Origin of the sequence: Sphingomonas sp. PP-CE-3G-477, from assembly GCF_003050745.1 — a bacterium.
In the GTDB taxonomy this organism is placed as follows: Bacteria; Pseudomonadota; Alphaproteobacteria; order Sphingomonadales; family Sphingomonadaceae; genus Sphingomonas.
Genome location: NZ_QAOF01000008.1, coordinates 1 through 15385 on the forward strand (window position 1 = coordinate 1; position 15385 = coordinate 15385).

General features: G+C 66.0%; 13 protein-coding genes. 4 read left to right on the forward strand and 9 right to left on the reverse strand.

Annotated features, from left to right (window positions below):
• Positions 1–129: 129 nt before the first annotated feature.
• A complete protein-coding gene (locus C8J45_RS14595) occupies positions 130–1014 on the forward strand; it encodes a TIGR00730 family Rossman fold protein (protein WP_107963878.1) in 885 nt (294 codons plus the stop codon).
• Positions 1015–1155: 141 nt separating this feature from the next.
• Here C8J45_RS14595 and C8J45_RS14600 read toward each other — a convergent pair whose 3' ends face one another.
• Positions 1156–1857: a cytochrome c family protein gene (locus C8J45_RS14600; protein WP_107964015.1), complete on the reverse strand. Its 702-nt coding sequence runs from the start codon at positions 1855–1857 to the stop codon at positions 1156–1158.
• A 104-nt stretch (positions 1858–1961) separates the two neighbouring features.
• Between C8J45_RS14600 and C8J45_RS14605 the strand changes: the two genes are divergently transcribed.
• On the forward strand, positions 1962–2864 hold the full coding sequence (locus C8J45_RS14605) for a prephenate dehydratase (protein ID WP_107963879.1): 903 nt from the start codon (positions 1962–1964) through the stop codon (positions 2862–2864).
• Between the two features lie 97 nt (positions 2865–2961).
• Here C8J45_RS14605 and C8J45_RS14610 read toward each other — a convergent pair whose 3' ends face one another.
• The 3 genes from C8J45_RS14610 to C8J45_RS14620 form a co-directional block, all read right to left on the reverse strand.
• The gene (locus C8J45_RS14610; RefSeq protein ID WP_181321234.1) at positions 2962–4272 is read right to left on the reverse strand and encodes an ATP-binding protein; all 1311 of its coding nucleotides are present in this window, start codon (positions 4270–4272) and stop codon (positions 2962–2964) included.
• 97 nt (positions 4273–4369) lie between these two features.
• The gene (locus C8J45_RS14615; RefSeq protein WP_056061146.1) at positions 4370–5035 is read right to left on the reverse strand and encodes a response regulator transcription factor; all 666 of its coding nucleotides are present in this window, start codon (positions 5033–5035) and stop codon (positions 4370–4372) included.
• 23 nt (positions 5036–5058) lie between these two features.
• Complete coding sequence (locus tag C8J45_RS14620) at positions 5059–5385, reverse strand: hypothetical protein (RefSeq protein WP_107964016.1); 327 nt, start codon at positions 5383–5385, stop codon at positions 5059–5061.
• A 121-nt stretch (positions 5386–5506) separates the two neighbouring features.
• On the opposite strand from C8J45_RS14620, the gene C8J45_RS14625 reads away from it, so the two are divergent.
• Together C8J45_RS14625 and C8J45_RS14630 are read left to right on the forward strand one after the other, a co-directional pair.
• Positions 5507–7288: an ABC-F family ATP-binding cassette domain-containing protein gene (locus tag C8J45_RS14625; RefSeq protein ID WP_107963881.1), complete on the forward strand. Its 1782-nt coding sequence runs from the start codon at positions 5507–5509 to the stop codon at positions 7286–7288.
• 98 nt (positions 7289–7386) lie between these two features.
• Positions 7387–7620 carry a hypothetical protein gene (locus C8J45_RS14630; protein ID WP_107963882.1) on the forward strand — a complete coding sequence of 78 codons (234 nt, stop codon included), beginning with the start codon at positions 7387–7389 and terminating at the stop codon, positions 7618–7620.
• A 77-nt stretch (positions 7621–7697) separates the two neighbouring features.
• Here the strand turns inward: C8J45_RS14630 and C8J45_RS14635 are convergent, their stop codons facing one another.
• The 5 genes from C8J45_RS14635 to C8J45_RS14655 form a co-directional block, all read right to left on the reverse strand.
• A complete protein-coding gene (locus C8J45_RS14635; RefSeq protein WP_107963883.1) occupies positions 7698–8501 on the reverse strand; it encodes a DUF815 domain-containing protein in 804 nt (267 codons plus the stop codon).
• A 39-nt stretch (positions 8502–8540) separates the two neighbouring features.
• The gene (locus C8J45_RS14640; RefSeq protein ID WP_258191472.1) at positions 8541–10490 is read right to left on the reverse strand and encodes a tetratricopeptide repeat protein; all 1950 of its coding nucleotides are present in this window, start codon (positions 10488–10490) and stop codon (positions 8541–8543) included.
• Positions 10491–10560: 70 nt separating this feature from the next.
• Complete coding sequence (gene prsR, locus C8J45_RS14645; RefSeq protein ID WP_107963885.1) at positions 10561–11931, reverse strand: PEP-CTERM-box response regulator transcription factor; 1371 nt, start codon at positions 11929–11931, stop codon at positions 10561–10563.
• Positions 11928–13973 (reverse strand): XrtA/PEP-CTERM system histidine kinase PrsK, encoded by a 2046-nt coding sequence (gene prsK, locus C8J45_RS14650; RefSeq protein ID WP_107964017.1) that lies wholly within the window; start codon positions 13971–13973, stop codon positions 11928–11930. Before prsK ends, prsR begins: the two co-directional genes overlap by 4 nt.
• A gap of 10 nt (positions 13974–13983) precedes the next feature.
• Positions 13984–15372: a TIGR03013 family XrtA/PEP-CTERM system glycosyltransferase gene (locus tag C8J45_RS14655; RefSeq protein ID WP_107963886.1), complete on the reverse strand. Its 1389-nt coding sequence runs from the start codon at positions 15370–15372 to the stop codon at positions 13984–13986.
• Positions 15373–15385: the final 13 nt, after the last annotated feature.

Below are 15385 nucleotides of genomic sequence, written 5' to 3' on the forward strand. Positions count from 1 at the left end.
GCAATAATGCGCAAGCTCATCATCCTGGCAAATACGTTGCTCAAAGCCGACCGCAAATGGATCGAGAAGCCCGCTTGATCACAACGGATACTCTAGCCCTGCCCACGCGTTTCCTCTAATCCCGCCTGAATGACAGATACACGAGTACCCGCGCGCGTTTTCGCGAACGCCAGCCAGGATGCCGAGTCCGCCCGCGACTCCGTTTCCACCCCCCAGACGCAGCACCCGCATTACCGGCTCGCCTTCCAAGACATGGATTTCCTGTTGCGCGAAGACCTGCGGCCGGTGCGGTTCCAGCTCGAACTGCTGAAGACCGAACTCGTCCTCGACGAGGCGAAGATCGGATCGACCTTCGTGTTCTACGGCTCCGCGCGCATTCCCGAGCCGTCGAAGGCGCAGGCGCTGCTGAAGCTCGCGACCGACGAGAAGTCGAAGAAGATCGCCGAGCGGCTGGTCGAGAAGTCGAAATACTACGACGTCGCGCGTGAACTGGCCGCCAAGGTCAGCGTCCTGCCGCGCGACGAGCGTGGCTGGCGGCAGTTCGTGGTGTGTTCGGGCGGCGGCCCGTCGATCATGGAAGCGGCCAACCGCGGCGCGGACGACGTCGGCGCCGAGTCGATCGGGCTGAACATCGTCTTGCCGCACGAGCAGGCACCGAACCCGTACGTCACGCCGTCGCTGTCGGTGCAGTTCCACTATTTCGCGCTGCGGAAAATGCACTTCCTGCTCCACGCCCGCGCGCTGGCGGCGTTTCCGGGCGGGTTCGGGACGTTCGACGAACTGTTCGAGCTGCTGACGCTGATCCAGACGGGCAAGATCCAGCCGATTCCCGTGTTGCTGTTCGGGCGCCAGTTCTGGGAGCGGGTCGTGAACTTCGACGCGCTGGTCGAGGAAGGCGTCGTCAGCGAGAAGGACCTGGGGATCTTCCGCTACGTCGAGACCGCGGACGAGGCATGGGACGCGGTGCAGTCGTTCTATCGCGAGCGTGCCGAGAAGGAAGCCGCTGAGGGCTGAGCCTTACTCGGGGGGGCGCCCCTTCTGCTCCCTCTCCCCCTTCCGGGGAGAGGGCTGGGGTGAGGGGCTGTTCTAGGCGCCGCACTGCTTGGCTGCCCCTCACCCCAGCCCTCTCCCCGCAGGGGAGAGGGAGTAGGAAGGTTACTTCTCCGAGCGAGCGCCCTTGCGGGCTGCTTCTGGATCGACCGATGGTGCACCGGAGGCCGGCGTTCCGGTATTCGCGATGTCCGCAGTCGGCGCGCCCTCTGTTACCGCAGCTTCCGCTGCATTCGCCGTCGCCGGCTGATCCTTCGCCGCGGCATCCTTGCCAGCCGCAGGTGCCGCCGGCAACGGCACGTTCGAGCCCTGCTGGTTGAGATACAGGATCACGTTCGCGCGGTCCTGCGCATTGCCGAGACCTGCGAAGGTCATCTTCGTCCCCGGCGCGAACTTGCGCGGCGAGGTCAGCCACGCGTTCATCTTGTCGAAGTCCCACTTGCCGCCGATCCCGGCCAGCGCCGACGAGAAGGCGAAGCCGTTCTTGCCCTTAGCGATTTCCTCGCCGACCGTGCCGTACAGATTCGGGCCGACGCCGTTCGCGCCGCCCTGGTTGATGGTATGGCAGGCGGCGCACTTCTTGAACACTTCGGCGCCCTTGGCGGCGTCGGCGGTAGGCAGCAACGAGGCGATCGGCACGTCGGCGGCGGCGCCTTCGCCGCCCTCGGCGACGACACCCTCGATCGCATAGCCCATCTTCTCGGGGCGCTCGCCGTGGAACATCATCCCGCCGACGATCGACAGCCCGAGCGCCGCACCACAGCCTGCGAGCACCCAGCCGGCGATCGTATTGGTCCGATTGTCCATCTTGTGCATCCGCCCTGTTCTGTTTGGAATAGCCATAGAAAACGCAGGCGCGCACCGCAAGCCGCGCTTGTCTGGTGGGCGGCGGCTCTCTACTCGGCCAGCGCATGGAAAACTTCGCCGCACCCGCCCGCCCGATCGTCGCGCGGATGACCGACGCCGCCGCCGCCGACCCTGCGCGCGCGGTTGCGTTCCAAGGCGCGCCGGGCGCGAACAGCCATGTCGCCGCGGTCGAGGCGTTCCCCGACGGCCTGCCCCTGCCCTGCTTCGATTTCTCCGACGCGATCGACGCGGTGAAGGACGGCCGCGCCGATTGCGCGATCATCCCGATCGAGAATTCGCTCCACGGCCGCGTGGCGGACATCCATTTCCTGCTCCCCGAATCGGGTCTGGTCATCACCGGCGAGCATTTCCTGCCGATCCGCCACGCGCTGATGGCGTGCGGCCCGCGCGACGGCATCCGCAAGGCGATGAGCCATCCGCAGGCACTCGGCCAATGCCGCCATTGGCTCAAGGCGCACGGGATCGAGCCGGTGAGCTATCCCGACACCGCCGGCGCGGCAGCGGTGGTGGCGGAGTTGGGCGACCCGACGATCGCCGCGCTTGCGCCGCCCGCTGCTGCGGGGCTGTACGGGCTGGATCTACTCGCGACCGACATCGCCGATGCGGACCACAACACGACGCGGTTCGTGGTGCTGGCGCGCGGCGGCAAGCCTCCCGCCGCGCAGGAGCCGGTCGGCGGCGAGTGGATGACGACGCTGATCTTCGAAGTGCGGAACGTCCCCGCCGCGCTGTACAAGGCGGTCGGCGGGTTCGCGACCAACGGGGTGAACATCACCAAGCTGGAGAGCTACCAGCGCAACGGCAGCTTCTCCGCGACGGAATTCTATGCGGACGTGGTGGGGAAGCCCGGCGACGCGAACCTCGACCATGCGCTGGAGGAACTGGGGTTCCATTCGAAGTGGCTGCGCGTTCTGGGGACGTATCGGCAGGCGCGCTCGCGGGGGTAGTCCGTGCCGTTCTCCTGCGGACGCAGGAGCCCAGGGTCACAAGCGCCGACGCTCTCGACCCTGGATTCCTGCGTTCGCAGGAAAACGGGAATAAGTGCTAATTCGCTGCAGGCAACCTCAGCCGCACGAGCAAACCACCAAGATCCTCACTCTCCTCCAGCGCGACCGTCCCCTCGTAAATCTCCGCCACATCACGCACGATCGCCAGCCCGAGCCCCGTCCCCGGCTTGCCCGTATCCAACCGCACACCCCGATCAAAGATTCGCACCCGCTCCTCTTCCGGAATGCCGACCCCGTCGTCCTCGACCAGGAACTCGACGAACCCCGACTGCGCGCCGACCGTCACGAACACGCTGCCGCCACCATATTTCGCGGCGTTCTCAATCAGGTTACCGAGCATCTCGTCGAGATCCTGCCGCTCGACATGAACCTGCAACCCACGCGGCCCGGTCACGTCGATGCGAACATGCCGGTACAGCCGGCCGACAGCCCGCTCGACCGACTCAAGGCTCGGCCAAACATCCGCACGACTATGCGCAGACCCACGCCGCCCGACAGCCCGCGCCCGCGCGAGGTGATGGTCGACCTGCCGCCGCATCGTCCGCGCCTCGCGGATCACCGTGTCGGCCAGATCGTCCGACTGCGCCGTCGCCGCGTTCATGATCACCGTCAGCGGCGTCTTCAGCGCATGCGCAAGGTTGCCAGCATGGCGCCGAGCCTCCTCTGCCTGTCGCTCGTTATGCTCGATCAGTGCGTTCAGTTCCTCGACCATTGGCGCGACCTCGACCGGCATGGCGCTCGACACACGGTTCGACTGACCCGCCCGCATCCGCGCGATCTCCTCACGTACCCGGCGCAGCGGCCAGAGCCCGTAGAAGGTCTGTAGCGCGGCCATCACGATCAGCCCGAGCGCGAGCAGCGCGAAGCTGCGCACGAGCGTCCGCCGCAACGTCGTGATCTGCGCGTCGAGCCCGTCGCGGCTCTGCGCCACCTGAAAGCGCCAATGCACCTTCGATCCGGGAATTACCGCATCGCGCTCGACGATCCGCAGCTTTTCGTCGGGAAACTGCGTGCTGTCGTAAAAATGTGCCGTTCGATCATCGTGCGAGCTGCCGAAAGCTAACTTTCGATCCCACAGCGAACGCGACAAAAGGTCATCCTGCCCCTTGGAGGACACCTGATAATAGAGCCCCGAATACGGCTCCAGGAAACGCTGGTCGGCGACAGCCTCGCGCGTGAAGATGACCTCGCCCTCTGGGCCAATCTCGGACGAATTGAGCAGCGATCGCAGCACATATTCGAGCTGATCATCGAAATTGCGCGTCACCGCCGTCGACAACACGCTGTCGAGAGCAAACCCACCGCCGCTGAGTAGCACGACAATCCACACAGCCGCGATCAGGATCATCCGCCGCGACAGCGAACCCTTGACCGCGGCCGGTACGCGAATGGGCGCCTCGGCTTTGAGTGAGGCGGATATCGGCGCGCTGTCCATCAGAAGCCGATCAGGCGTCCGGATCTTCGAGGCTGTAGCCAAGCCCGCGGATCGTCGTGATCACGTCCTGGCCGAGCTTCTTGCGGATGCGCGTCACGAACACCTCGATCGTGTTCGAATCGCGATCAAAATCCTGGTCGTAGATATGTTCAATCAGCTCGGTCCGGCTGACGACCTTGCCCTTGTGATGCAGCAGGTAGCTGAGCAGCTTGTATTCCTGCGCGGTCAGCTTGACCGGCTCGCCGGCGCGCGTGACCTTGCCGCTGCGCGTGTCGAGGCGGATGTCGCCCGCCGTCAGCTCGGACGAGGCGTTGCCCGACGCACGGCGGATCAGCGCCCGCAGACGCGCGATCAGCTCTTCGCTCTGGAACGGTTTCGCCACATAGTCATCGGCGCCCGCATCGAGCCCTGCGACCTTGTCCGACCAGCTGTCGCGCGCGGTCAGCACCAGCACGGGCATCGTCTTGCCCTCTTTCCGCCAGCGATCGAGAACCGTCAGCCCGTCGATTTCGGGCAGGCCGAGATCGAGCACGACCGCGTCGTAATTCTCGGTCGAGCCGAGGAAATGCCCTTCCTCGCCATCGACCGCGAGGTCGATCGCGTAGCCGGCTCCTTCCAGGGTGTTCTTCAGTTGCTGGCCGAGATTCGGCTCGTCCTCGACGATCAGAACGCGCATGACAATCCTCTCGATTACAGTGTTCAGCGACCCGTGCGGCCGACGATCTGGCCATTACGGCCATCGACGTCGACCCAGATGACGGTTCCATCGCGCAGGAATTTCAGCGTGTAAATGGCGCTGCCCGAATCATAGTCCGAGCCGAGATACTGCGCGCCCCGCATCGTCGGGATCACGCGGGACTCTATCTCGCGCAACGACGGCGCTCCGGTCTTGCGCGCCTGCAACGCCGACATCTGGTCGCTGCGGCGCTGCGGAGGCTCGCCCGCCAGCATGGGGGCGGCACCCATCAGGAACGGCGCAGCGGCCAGGGTTGCCAGCAAGGTTGATGGGAAAAGCAGCATCTTCATGGCGGTGGCATAGGCCTCCCGCATTGAACAGCCTGTGAATGATCGCGACAGGCCGCCGACAGCACGAAGCCCGCGCGGTGTAACTTGCCTGCATCACTTCGCACCCCTACGTGGCGCGAACATGGCAGCACCAATCTTAGCATTCGAAGGCCTCGGACTCGTCCAGGGCTCGGGATGGCTCTTTCGCAATCTCGACATCCATATCGGACCGCGCGACCGGCTCGCGCTGATCGGCCGCAACGGCGCCGGCAAGACGACCTTGCTCAAACTGCTCGGCGGCAGCGTCCAGGCGGACGAGGGACGCAGGACGATCGTCCCCGGCACCCGCGTCGTGATCCTGGAGCAGGAGCCCGATCTGCGCGGCTTCGCGACGCTGCGCGATTACGTGATGGCGGGCGACGATGCGCCGGTGAACTACGAGGCGGATTCGATCGCCGATCAGCTTGGCATCGACCTTTCGCGCGAGGCGGCGTCGGCGTCGGGCGGCGAGCGGCGTCGCGCTGCGATCGTCCGTGCGCTGTCGCAGGACCCCGACGTGCTGCTACTCGACGAGCCGACCAACCATCTCGATATCGGCGCGATCGAGTGGATCGAGGACTGGCTCAAGCGCTTCCGCGGCGCGTTCGTCGTGATCAGCCATGACCGTACCTTCCTGACTCGCCTCACCAAGCAGACGCTGTGGCTCGATCGCGGTGCGATCCGACGCGCGGAGATCGGCTTTGGCGGGTTCGAGGCGTGGACCGAGCAGGTTTATGCCGAGGAACAGCGCCAGGCCGAGAAGCTCGATGCGCGGCTCAAGCTCGAGGAGCATTGGCTGCTGCGCGGCGTCACCGGGCGGCGCAAGCGCAACCAGGGGCGTCTCACCAAGCTGCACGAGATGCGCGCCGAACGCGCGTCGATGATCGGACCGCAGGGCTCGGCGAACCTGACCACCGCGAGCGACGACACCAAGTCGAAGGTCGTGATCGACGCGAAGAACGTCACCAAGGTGTACGGCGACCGCACGATCATCGGCGACTTGACGTTGAGGGTCACGCGCGGCGATCGCATAGGCATCGTCGGCCGCAACGGCGCTGGCAAGTCGACCTTGCTCAAGCTGCTGACGGGAGAGATCCAACCGGACAGCGGCACGATCAAGCTGGCGCAGACTCTCGACGCGGTGGTGATCGACCAGCAGCGCAGCCTGATGGCGCCTGAGAAGACGGTCCGCGAAGTCGTCGTCGATGGCGGCGAATGGATCGACGTGCTCGGCGTTCGGAAGCATATCCACGGCTATCTGAAGGACTTCCTGTTCGACCCGAACATGGTCGACGCGAAGATTGGCTCGCTGTCGGGTGGCGAACGCTCGCGGCTGTTGCTGGCGCGTGAGTTTGCCAAGCCGTCGAACCTTCTCGTGCTCGACGAGCCGACCAACGATCTCGATCTCGAGACGCTCGACCTGTTGCAGGAGGTAATCGGCGATTACGACGGCACCGTCCTGATCGTCAGCCATGACCGCGACTTCCTCGACCGCACCGTGACGATCACGCTCGGGCTCGACGGCTCGGGTACGGTCGATGTCGTCGCCGGCGGCTACGAGGATTGGGAAAAGCGTCGCGTCTCGACGACCACCGGCAAGCGTGCGTCGAAGAAGGTCGCCGCGACCGCTCCCGCAGTAGCGGCGCCTCGCGCGAAACTGACCTACAAGGACCAACGCGACTATGAGCTGCTGCCGAAGCGAATCGAAGAACTCGACGCGCAGATGGCGGTCGATGCGGTCAAGCTCGCCAAGCCCGATCTCTACATGCGCGACCATGCGACGTTCGCGAAATTGACGGCCGCGATCGAGAAGGCACGTGCGGAAAAGGAAGCAGCGGAATTGCGCTGGTTGGAACTTGCGGAGCAAGTCGACGGCACTGCCTGATATTTGTACTAACGTTTAGCCGGGTTCAAAACCGGTTGGAACGCATTGACAAATATTGCGTTGCATCATATTGCCACGACTTGTTTTTGGAGATTTTTATGAAGCTCAAGGCCCTTACCGGCAGCGCACTTGCTGTCGCAATGCTGTCCACCTCGGTTGCGGCAACCGCAGCACCTGCAAGCCTGTCGGTCGCGAACGTTCGCGCTGGCACGGTTGCAAAGGGCAAGAGCGAAGCAGCTGGCGGCGGTATCATCGCTGCCCTGATCGCTGCTGGCGTTGTTGCCATCGGTGTTGTCGCAATCGTCAAGGATGACGATTCGGACAGCAACTAAGCGTTTCGGGCCGACGCCAATCGCGTCGGCCCACTCGTTTCCCGGTACGCTCATAACGTTACCGGTTCGAATCTTGGCTAGAGCGGCTTTCCCGCATTGCCCGCCAGATCGACGATGAACTGCCACGCTACCCGACCCGATCGACTTCCTCGACGTGTCGCCCAGCCGATCGCATCGCCAGGCTCAAACGACAGATCGTTCGCCTTCGCATATGCCGCGACGATCGCCAGATACCCCTCCTGATCCAGCGCATGAAAACCAAGGCTGAGACCGAATCGGTCTGCCAGTGCAAGATGGTCGTCGACCGAATCCCGGGGATTGATCGCGCTCTCCTGCTCGGCGATGTCGCGTGGTGCCAGGTGGCGACGATTGGCCGTTACCACCAGCCGGACGATGGCTGGCCGTGGTTCCGCCCCACCCTCCAGCATCGATCGCAGCGTCCGCGCCTCGGCCGGGACGTCGAATCCCAGATCGTCGACAAACAGCACGAAGGCGCGATCGACCGGCCCAAGCAAGGCGAACAGCGCTGGGAGTCCTGCGAGCTCCGAGACTTCGACCAGCGCGATATCGCCGCCTTCGGCCTGCAAGAATGCCACGGCGCTCTTGACGAGCGCGGACTTGCCGGTGCCGCGTGCACCCCAGAGCAAGACATCCTGCGCCGCGTGCCGGTCGGCAAGATGGCGCAGGTTGGCGACCAGCGATGTCTTTTGCCGTTCGACCCCGATCAGCATGGCGAGCGGCAACGGCGCGAACGCACGCGCCGGCTGGAGCGCATTACCGCGCCAGAGATAAGCGGGATGCGCCAGCGGATCGGCGGCGGGCGGTGGCGGTGGAGACAGGCGCTCCAGTGCGCCAGCGATGCGGTCCAGAGGATCGGTCATACGCGGCTTCTGGCGACGCGATGCCCGTCAGGCAAGCGTTCAGCGGAGCTGGCGAAGATGATCCGCAATCGCGGCATTGCCCGGTGCCAGTCGAGTCGCCTTGACCAGCAATTGCCGTGCGCCGTCGAGATTGCCGTCTGCGGCCAGAGCGACCCCATAAGCATCCGCCGCCGCCGCGCTCATCGGCGACAGTCCGTAGGCGGCTCGCCCGTATCGCACCGCGATCGCGCCGTCGTCGCTGCCGGCATAGGCCAGCGCGAGATCGACCAGCACGCCACCGTCACGATTGCCGACGCGTCGCCGTACCCCTTCGAGCGTTTCGATCGCAGCGTCCCAGTCGCCGGACGCGACCTGCCAGTGTCCGAGCAGCCGCAGCCCCGCCAGGCTTTGCGGATTCTGCGACAGATACCGCGCGAGTGCCGCGCTCGCATCTTCCGCCCGCCCGGCACGGCCGAGCGCGTCGACCAGACGCAGCATGGTTGGTTCGTCGAACGACAGGTCGGCCGCGCGGGCGTACACGCCGGCCGCTTCGCCGTAGCGTCCCCCGGCGGCCAGTGAATCCCCCAGCGCCAGTTGCGCCGCGGGCGCGCCAGGCGTCGATACGGTCAGCGCCCGCGCGCGCGCTACGGCCCCGCCAAAGTCGCCACGCGTGACTAGACCGCGGATCACGCCCAACACATAGGTCGGGTCGCCGGCGGCGCCGTCGGCGTCCGCCATCAGCGCACCGACCGCATCGTCGGTGACAAATGTCGCAGCCGGCGCGATCGGCCCCGTCGCCGCCCGATCGAGGTACTGCGCAGTGGACGCCTGATCGCCGACCGCTTCGAACCCGCGCGCGATCAGCGTCAGCGAATAGCTGTCCGCGTCGGCACGCATTCCGATCGGTCGCAACGCATCGAGCGCCTCGCGGGGGTTGCCCGAGCGGAGCAATGCCGCGCCGAGCAACTGCCGTGCGGTGACGTTCAAGGGCTGCACCGCGACCAGCCGCCGCCACGCGGCGACCGCCTGCTCGGGCTTGCCCTCCGCATAGTCCAGACTGCCCGACAGCAGGAGCGAACCCGGCAAGCCCGCAATCGCGCCCCCGGTCCGTTGCAGCAATGTGCGCGCCAATGCGGTCCGCCCGGCACGCGCGGCGAGCACCGCCTGGAGATACAGCGCCTGCGGGCTGCCCGGCCGCGCCAGCAGCGCATTGCGGGTGGCGCCCAGCATCTCGGTGTTGCGACCCAGTTCGCCCAGCGTCGCGGCATATTCGATCAGGGCGGGGTGATAATAGGCATCGCTCCGCAACGCCGCTGCGAACCAAGGCAGCGCGGCGACCAGCCCGTAACGGCTACGTACGACCTCGCCCTGCAAGGTCAGTGCGGCGGGCTCGCGCGGGGCGAGCGTCGCTGCACGCGCCGCCGCGACCGACGCGCCGCCGACATCGCCGGCGGTCAGCCGGATACGCCCGAGATCGGTCCATGCCGCCGCATCGTTCGGCGCGCGATCGAGCAGCGCGCGAAGCGCCGCCTGCGCCTGGACGCCATCGCCTTGCGACGCGAGCGCACGCGCCTGGATCCTTGCGGCATAACCGGCATAGCGCGGCAGCGCCTCAGCGGCTTCGTCGAGTGCGCCGTCGGCATCGCCTTGCAGCAGCCGTGCATGCCCCAACAGCTGATGAAGACGATCGGCGGACAGCCCGGCATCCGTCGCGCGCGCCAGTTCGGCTTCCGCGGCCAGACCGTCACCGAGCTCGAGATAGGCGCGGGCGAGCACGGCATGCGCAAGGGCAAGCCTGGGTTCGGCGGCAATCGCGTGCTGCGCGTTGGTGCGGGCAGCGCTGTAATTCCCGGCATTCAGCGTGTTCAGGCTGTCGATGAGCAACCGGCGCGCATTGGGCGGCGGCGGACGCAAAGCGAGAGCGATCGCGACGGCGACGAGCGCCAGACTCAGGAGGGCGATCGCGAGGATCCTTGCGCGATTGCCCGTCAGGATGGCGGGCAACTTCACGCTCCGCCGCCGCCGCTTGCGACGCAGCAGCGGATAGCGACTTGCCCGCGAGCCCGATCCAGACACGGCCTCAGACATGAAGATCATAGCTCTTGAGCAGATCGTACAGCGTCGGCCGGCTGATTCCCAGCAGACGCGACGCGCCGGAAATGTTGCCGTCGGCGCGGACCAGTGCCTGACGGATGGCCTTGCGATCGGCGAGCTCGCGGGCGGCGCGCAGGTTCAGCGCGGTAGCCTCCTCCGCCTTGCCGTCGAGGTCGAGATCGGTCGCGGTGACCAGCTTTCCGTCCGCCATGATTACCGCGCGCTTGATCCGGTTCTCAAGTTCGCGGACGTTGCCCGGCCAGCCCCAGCCATCGATCGCAGCGCGCGCGTCGGGAGCAAGGCCGGTGACGACGGGGTTCATGGCCACGGCGTAGCGCGTCACGAAGTGGCGTGCGAGCAATACCGCGTCGCCGGTCCGGTCGGCCAGCCGAGGAATGCGCACGACGATCTCCGCAAGCCGGTAATACAGGTCTTCGCGGAGGCGTCCGTCGGCGACCATCGCGTCGACATTCTGATGAGTCGCACACACGATCCGCGTGTCGACAGGGATCGCCTTGCGCCCGCCGACGCGCTCGATCACGCGCTCCTGGAGGAACCGCAACAGCTTGACCTGCAGCGCGAGAGGCACGTCGCCGATCTCGTCGAGGAACAGCGTGCCGCCGGCCGCCTGTTCGATCTTGCCCTGGACGGTCTTGATCGCGCCGGTGAACGCGCCCTTCTCGTGTCCGAACAATTCGCTTTCGAGCAGGGTTTCCGGGATCGCCGCGCAGTTGATCGCGACGAAACTTCCCCGCGATCGCGGCGATGCGGCGTGCAGCCCCCGTGCAAGCAACTCCTTGCCGGTGCCGCTGGCACCGAGCAGCATCACCGACACGTTCGCGGGGGCGACCCGCTCCAGCGTCCGCGTAACCACCGCCATTTCGGGGGACGCGCTGATGAGACCACCGAACCCGCCTGCCTCGACGCGTGCGGCAAGCCGGCTGTTTTCGGCTTCGAGCGCATGGACGTGGAAGGCGCGGCCGACGATCATGCCCAGCGCGTCGATGTCGATCGGCTTGGCGTAGAAATCCCAGGCACCATCGGCGATCGCCTGCAACGCGCTTTCGCGGGCACCGTGCCCGGATGCGACGATCACCTTGGTGTCGGGCTTCATCGCCAGGATGTCGCGCAGCGTCGCAAAGCCCTCGCTCACGCCGTCGGGGTCGGGCGGCAGGCCGAGATCGAGCGTCACGACCGCCGGCTCATGCGCGCGCACCGCGTCCAGCGCCTGCGTGCGATCGCTCGCGACGACGATCTCATACCCTTCATAGGCCCAGCGAAGCTGCCGCTGTAGCCCGGCGTCGTCCTCGACGATCAACAGGACGGGCCGGCCCCTTTCGGTCGTGGCCCCGCTCATGCCGCCGCCTCCATCACGGTCGCGGCAGGCAACGTTATCCGAAAGCGCGTTCCCTGCCCCTCGCGACTCGTGACCTCCAGCGTACCGCCCATCGCCTGGACGAGCTGCCGCGCCTCGAACGCGCCGATGCCGAACCCGGCCGGCTTGGACGATACGAACGGGCGGAAGAGCTGGTCGCGTACGAACCCCGGCGTCATGCCGCAGCCCTGGTCGATCACGTCGATCGCCACGCGATCGCCCTGCGCGTCGATCGACAGCGTGATCGGATCGTCGACGCTGCTTGCCTCGATGCCGTTCTGGACGAGGTGCCCCAGCACCTGTTCGAGCCGCGTCGCATGGCCAAGCGCGAGCGCCGGTACGACCCGTGCCGCGATCGGATGCTGGCTCTTCCGCGCGGCTACGATGCGTTCGACCAGCGCACCGACATCGACCGGCTGGAGCGGTTCGCTGGGCGCGGCATTATGCTGCGACAGGCGTGCGAGCAGCGCGTTCATGCGATCGGAGGAGTCCTTGAGGGTGGCGATCATGTCGACGCGGAAATCGGGATTGTCGGCGTGGCGTTCGGCATTGCGCGCAACCAGTGTCAGCTGGCTGACGAGGTTCTTGATGTCATGCAGGATGAACGCGAAGCGGCGGTTGAACTCGTCGAAGCGCGCCGCGTCCGCCAGTGCGGTATGCGCGCGATCCTCCGCCAGATAACTCGCCGCCTGCCGCCCGGCGACGCGGAGCAGATCGAAATCCTCCCAGTCCAGCGCACGGTCGACCGGCGGGCGAGCGAGAACGATCGCACCGACCAGGTTGCCGCCGTGCAGCAGCGGCACAATCGCCCAGGCTTCGTGACAGTCGGACAGCCACGTCGGAACGCTCGCCCGTTCTTCGTGGAGCGCATCGCCCGTGCGGACCGGATCGAGTTCGATAATACGGGCGCCATTGCCGAGATAGCGCGCCAACGCTTCGCCGCCGCTCTCGGTCGTGTCGCGCCAGTTCCACGTCGTGCTCACCTCAAGCGATGCGCCATCCGGCACCAGCAACAGGCCGCCGGGCGAATCGGTCAGATCTGCCACTGCCTTCACGACCCGTGTTCCCAGTGGTTCGGGATGACCATCGAACTGCGTGCCCGACATGCCCAGCGTATCGGTAAAGCGCTGCCATTCGGCACGGTAATCATAGCGATGACGGAACAGGTGCTTTGCGATCTTCACCTTGGTCCACGCGCGCAGCCACGGCGTCGACAGCATCGTCATGAGGGTCGCGGTCGCGCCGAACACGATCGCGGTTTGTGCAATGCGGGAATAAGGCCCGGCATAGCTACCGGCGAGGCTGGTCGCGAGCGCGACGATGCCCACGTACAGCACGATTCCGATCGCCGTGAGCGCCCGTATCGTCACCGGCCGCGACAGCGCGAGCGTCCAGTCTCCACTGCGATGCACCGCGATCATCAACACCGCTGCCACGCCCACCATCGTCATGCCGCGCACCGCAGACAGCCATGACACCCAGTCGGCCTGAAAATAATACAGCGTGAGCAGCACGAGGTCAGCGCCCCACATCGCCCCCAGCGCCAGCATGACCAGCCTGATCCCGCCGCGCGAAGCCGGAGCCGCCTGATAGAGATGGTGGACCAGCACCAGTGCGCTGACCGCGGTCATCATGCGGAAGACCAGCCGCGCGGTGCCGACCGCCACCACGGCCTCGCGGTCAATCGGCGCCATTTCCGCTATTGCCATCAAGGCACTCATCACCGCGATCGCGACGACCAGCAGATAGACCGCCCCCAACGCGAAATTCCCTGTCCGATCCCGCCGGACCAGCGCCAGCATGAAACCGAGCCACGCAATATTGCGGACGCTTTCCGCGATGCGTGGTGCGACATGGCCGGCATCGATCCCCGCCACCGCCAATGCCCAGAGGCTCGTCGCGAACAAGGCCGTGACGAACGCGCCGTGCGGCCAATGCCCAGCACCGCCGCGGAGTTGCGCTACGCCCAGCCCCCCGAACACGAGGGCGGCGAGCGCATGGCTCCAGAGGATGAGCGTCGCCATCATGCCGTGTTCAGCGTGCGCCGACCGGCCACAGCACCACGCGCAACGTCTGCAACAGGATCAGCATGTCGAGGAACGGCGAGTAGTTCTTCGCGTAATAGAGGTCGTATTCCAGCTTGTGCCGGGCATCCTCGATCGACGCGCCATACGGATAGTTGATCTGCGCCCAACCGGTGATGCCGGGCTTCACCATGTGCCGCTCGGCATAGAAGGGCAGTTGATCCTCGAGCTGTTCGACGAACTGCGGGCGTTCGGGGCGTGGCCCGACGAAGCTCATCTCGCCCTTCAACACGGTCCAGGTCTGCGGCAGTTCGTCGATCCGGACCTTACGGATGAAACGACCGACCCGGGTGATGCGGGGATCGTCCTCCGCCGCCCAGACCGCCGTCCCCGCGACCTCGGCATCCTGCCGCATCGAACGCAGCTTCAGGATGTCGAAGCCCTCGTTGTAGAGCCCGACTCGTCGCTGGCGGTAGAAGGCCGGGCCCTTCGATTCGAGTTTGATGGCGATTGCGGTGAGCAGGATGATCGGCAGCGTCACGATCAGCAACAGCCCGCTCGCGATGATGTCGAACGCACGCTTGAAGACGCTCGACAGCATGCGACTCGATGCGAAGCCGTCGGAGAAGATCAGCCAGGACGGATTGACGCTCTTCAGGTCGATGCGCCCCGTTTCACGTTCGAGAAAGCTCGAAATCTCGCTGACCTGGACGCCGGTCGTGCGGACCCGCAACAGATCCTTCATCGGCAAGGCGTTGCGTCGCTCGTCGAGCGCGAGGACGACTTCGCTGGCATTCTGATCGACGATGTACGCCGCCAGGTTCGGAATGTCGGCGCGCGGCGTGACGGTCGCAACGACGGGATCCGCCTCCCCCATGGAGACGAAAGCCGCGACGACGAAATTAATGCCGGGCTGTTCGGACAATCCGAGAATCTGCGCCGCACGCTTGCCGGCGCCCAGCACGATGATGCGACGCTTGAACGTCTCGCCGCCGAGCGTCTTCCCGAGCAACGCCCGCACGGTGACGAGCAGCACGGTCGCGATGATGGTGGAGTACAACAGGTTCGATCGCCAGAAGGTAAGTGCGGGAACCAGAAAGAAGATGAACGACAAGAAGATGACGCCGAGCGCGAGCGCCACGGCCAGACGCGCGGCGGCGAACCGGAGCGACAGGAACGAAGCGACGCCGTACGCCCCGACCGCGACCAGCGAGACCTGCAACGCGATCGCAAACGTCAGCAACTGCGCGATCCTGGTGGCGATCGGCTCGACCACCATCCCGATCTGATGCGCGCGAACGACCCAGCCCAGCTCTGCCGAAACGATCAGCAGGATCATGTCGACCAGCCCGAGCAGAAGCACGGTATGCGGCACGTAATGCTTGAAGAGCCGTATCATGCAACGCTTCCCG

Bases quoted from the DNA above. Each gene is read 5' to 3' on its own strand.
- C8J45_RS14595 (WP_107963878.1), top strand. From the start codon at position 130: ATGACAGATACACGAGTACCCGCGCGCGTTTTCGCGAACGCCAGCCAG.
- C8J45_RS14600 (WP_107964015.1), bottom strand. From the start codon at position 1,857: ATGGACAATCGGACCAATACGATCGCCGGCTGGGTGCTCGCAGGCTGT.
- C8J45_RS14605 (WP_107963879.1), top strand. From the start codon at position 1,962: ATGGAAAACTTCGCCGCACCCGCCCGCCCGATCGTCGCGCGGATGACC.
- C8J45_RS14610 (WP_181321234.1), bottom strand. From the start codon at position 4,272: ATGATCCTGATCGCGGCTGTGTGGATTGTCGTGCTACTCAGCGGCGGT.
- C8J45_RS14615 (WP_056061146.1), bottom strand. From the start codon at position 5,035: ATGCGCGTTCTGATCGTCGAGGACGAGCCGAATCTCGGCCAGCAACTG.
- C8J45_RS14620 (WP_107964016.1), bottom strand. From the start codon at position 5,385: ATGAAGATGCTGCTTTTCCCATCAACCTTGCTGGCAACCCTGGCCGCT.
- C8J45_RS14625 (WP_107963881.1), top strand. From the start codon at position 5,507: ATGGCAGCACCAATCTTAGCATTCGAAGGCCTCGGACTCGTCCAGGGC.
- C8J45_RS14630 (WP_107963882.1), top strand. From the start codon at position 7,387: ATGAAGCTCAAGGCCCTTACCGGCAGCGCACTTGCTGTCGCAATGCTG.
- C8J45_RS14635 (WP_107963883.1), bottom strand. From the start codon at position 8,501: ATGACCGATCCTCTGGACCGCATCGCTGGCGCACTGGAGCGCCTGTCT.
- prsR (WP_107963885.1), bottom strand. From the start codon at position 11,931: ATGAGCGGGGCCACGACCGAAAGGGGCCGGCCCGTCCTGTTGATCGTC.
- prsK (WP_107964017.1), bottom strand. From the start codon at position 13,973: ATGGCGACGCTCATCCTCTGGAGCCATGCGCTCGCCGCCCTCGTGTTC.
- C8J45_RS14655 (WP_107963886.1), bottom strand. From the start codon at position 15,372: ATGATACGGCTCTTCAAGCATTACGTGCCGCATACCGTGCTTCTGCTC.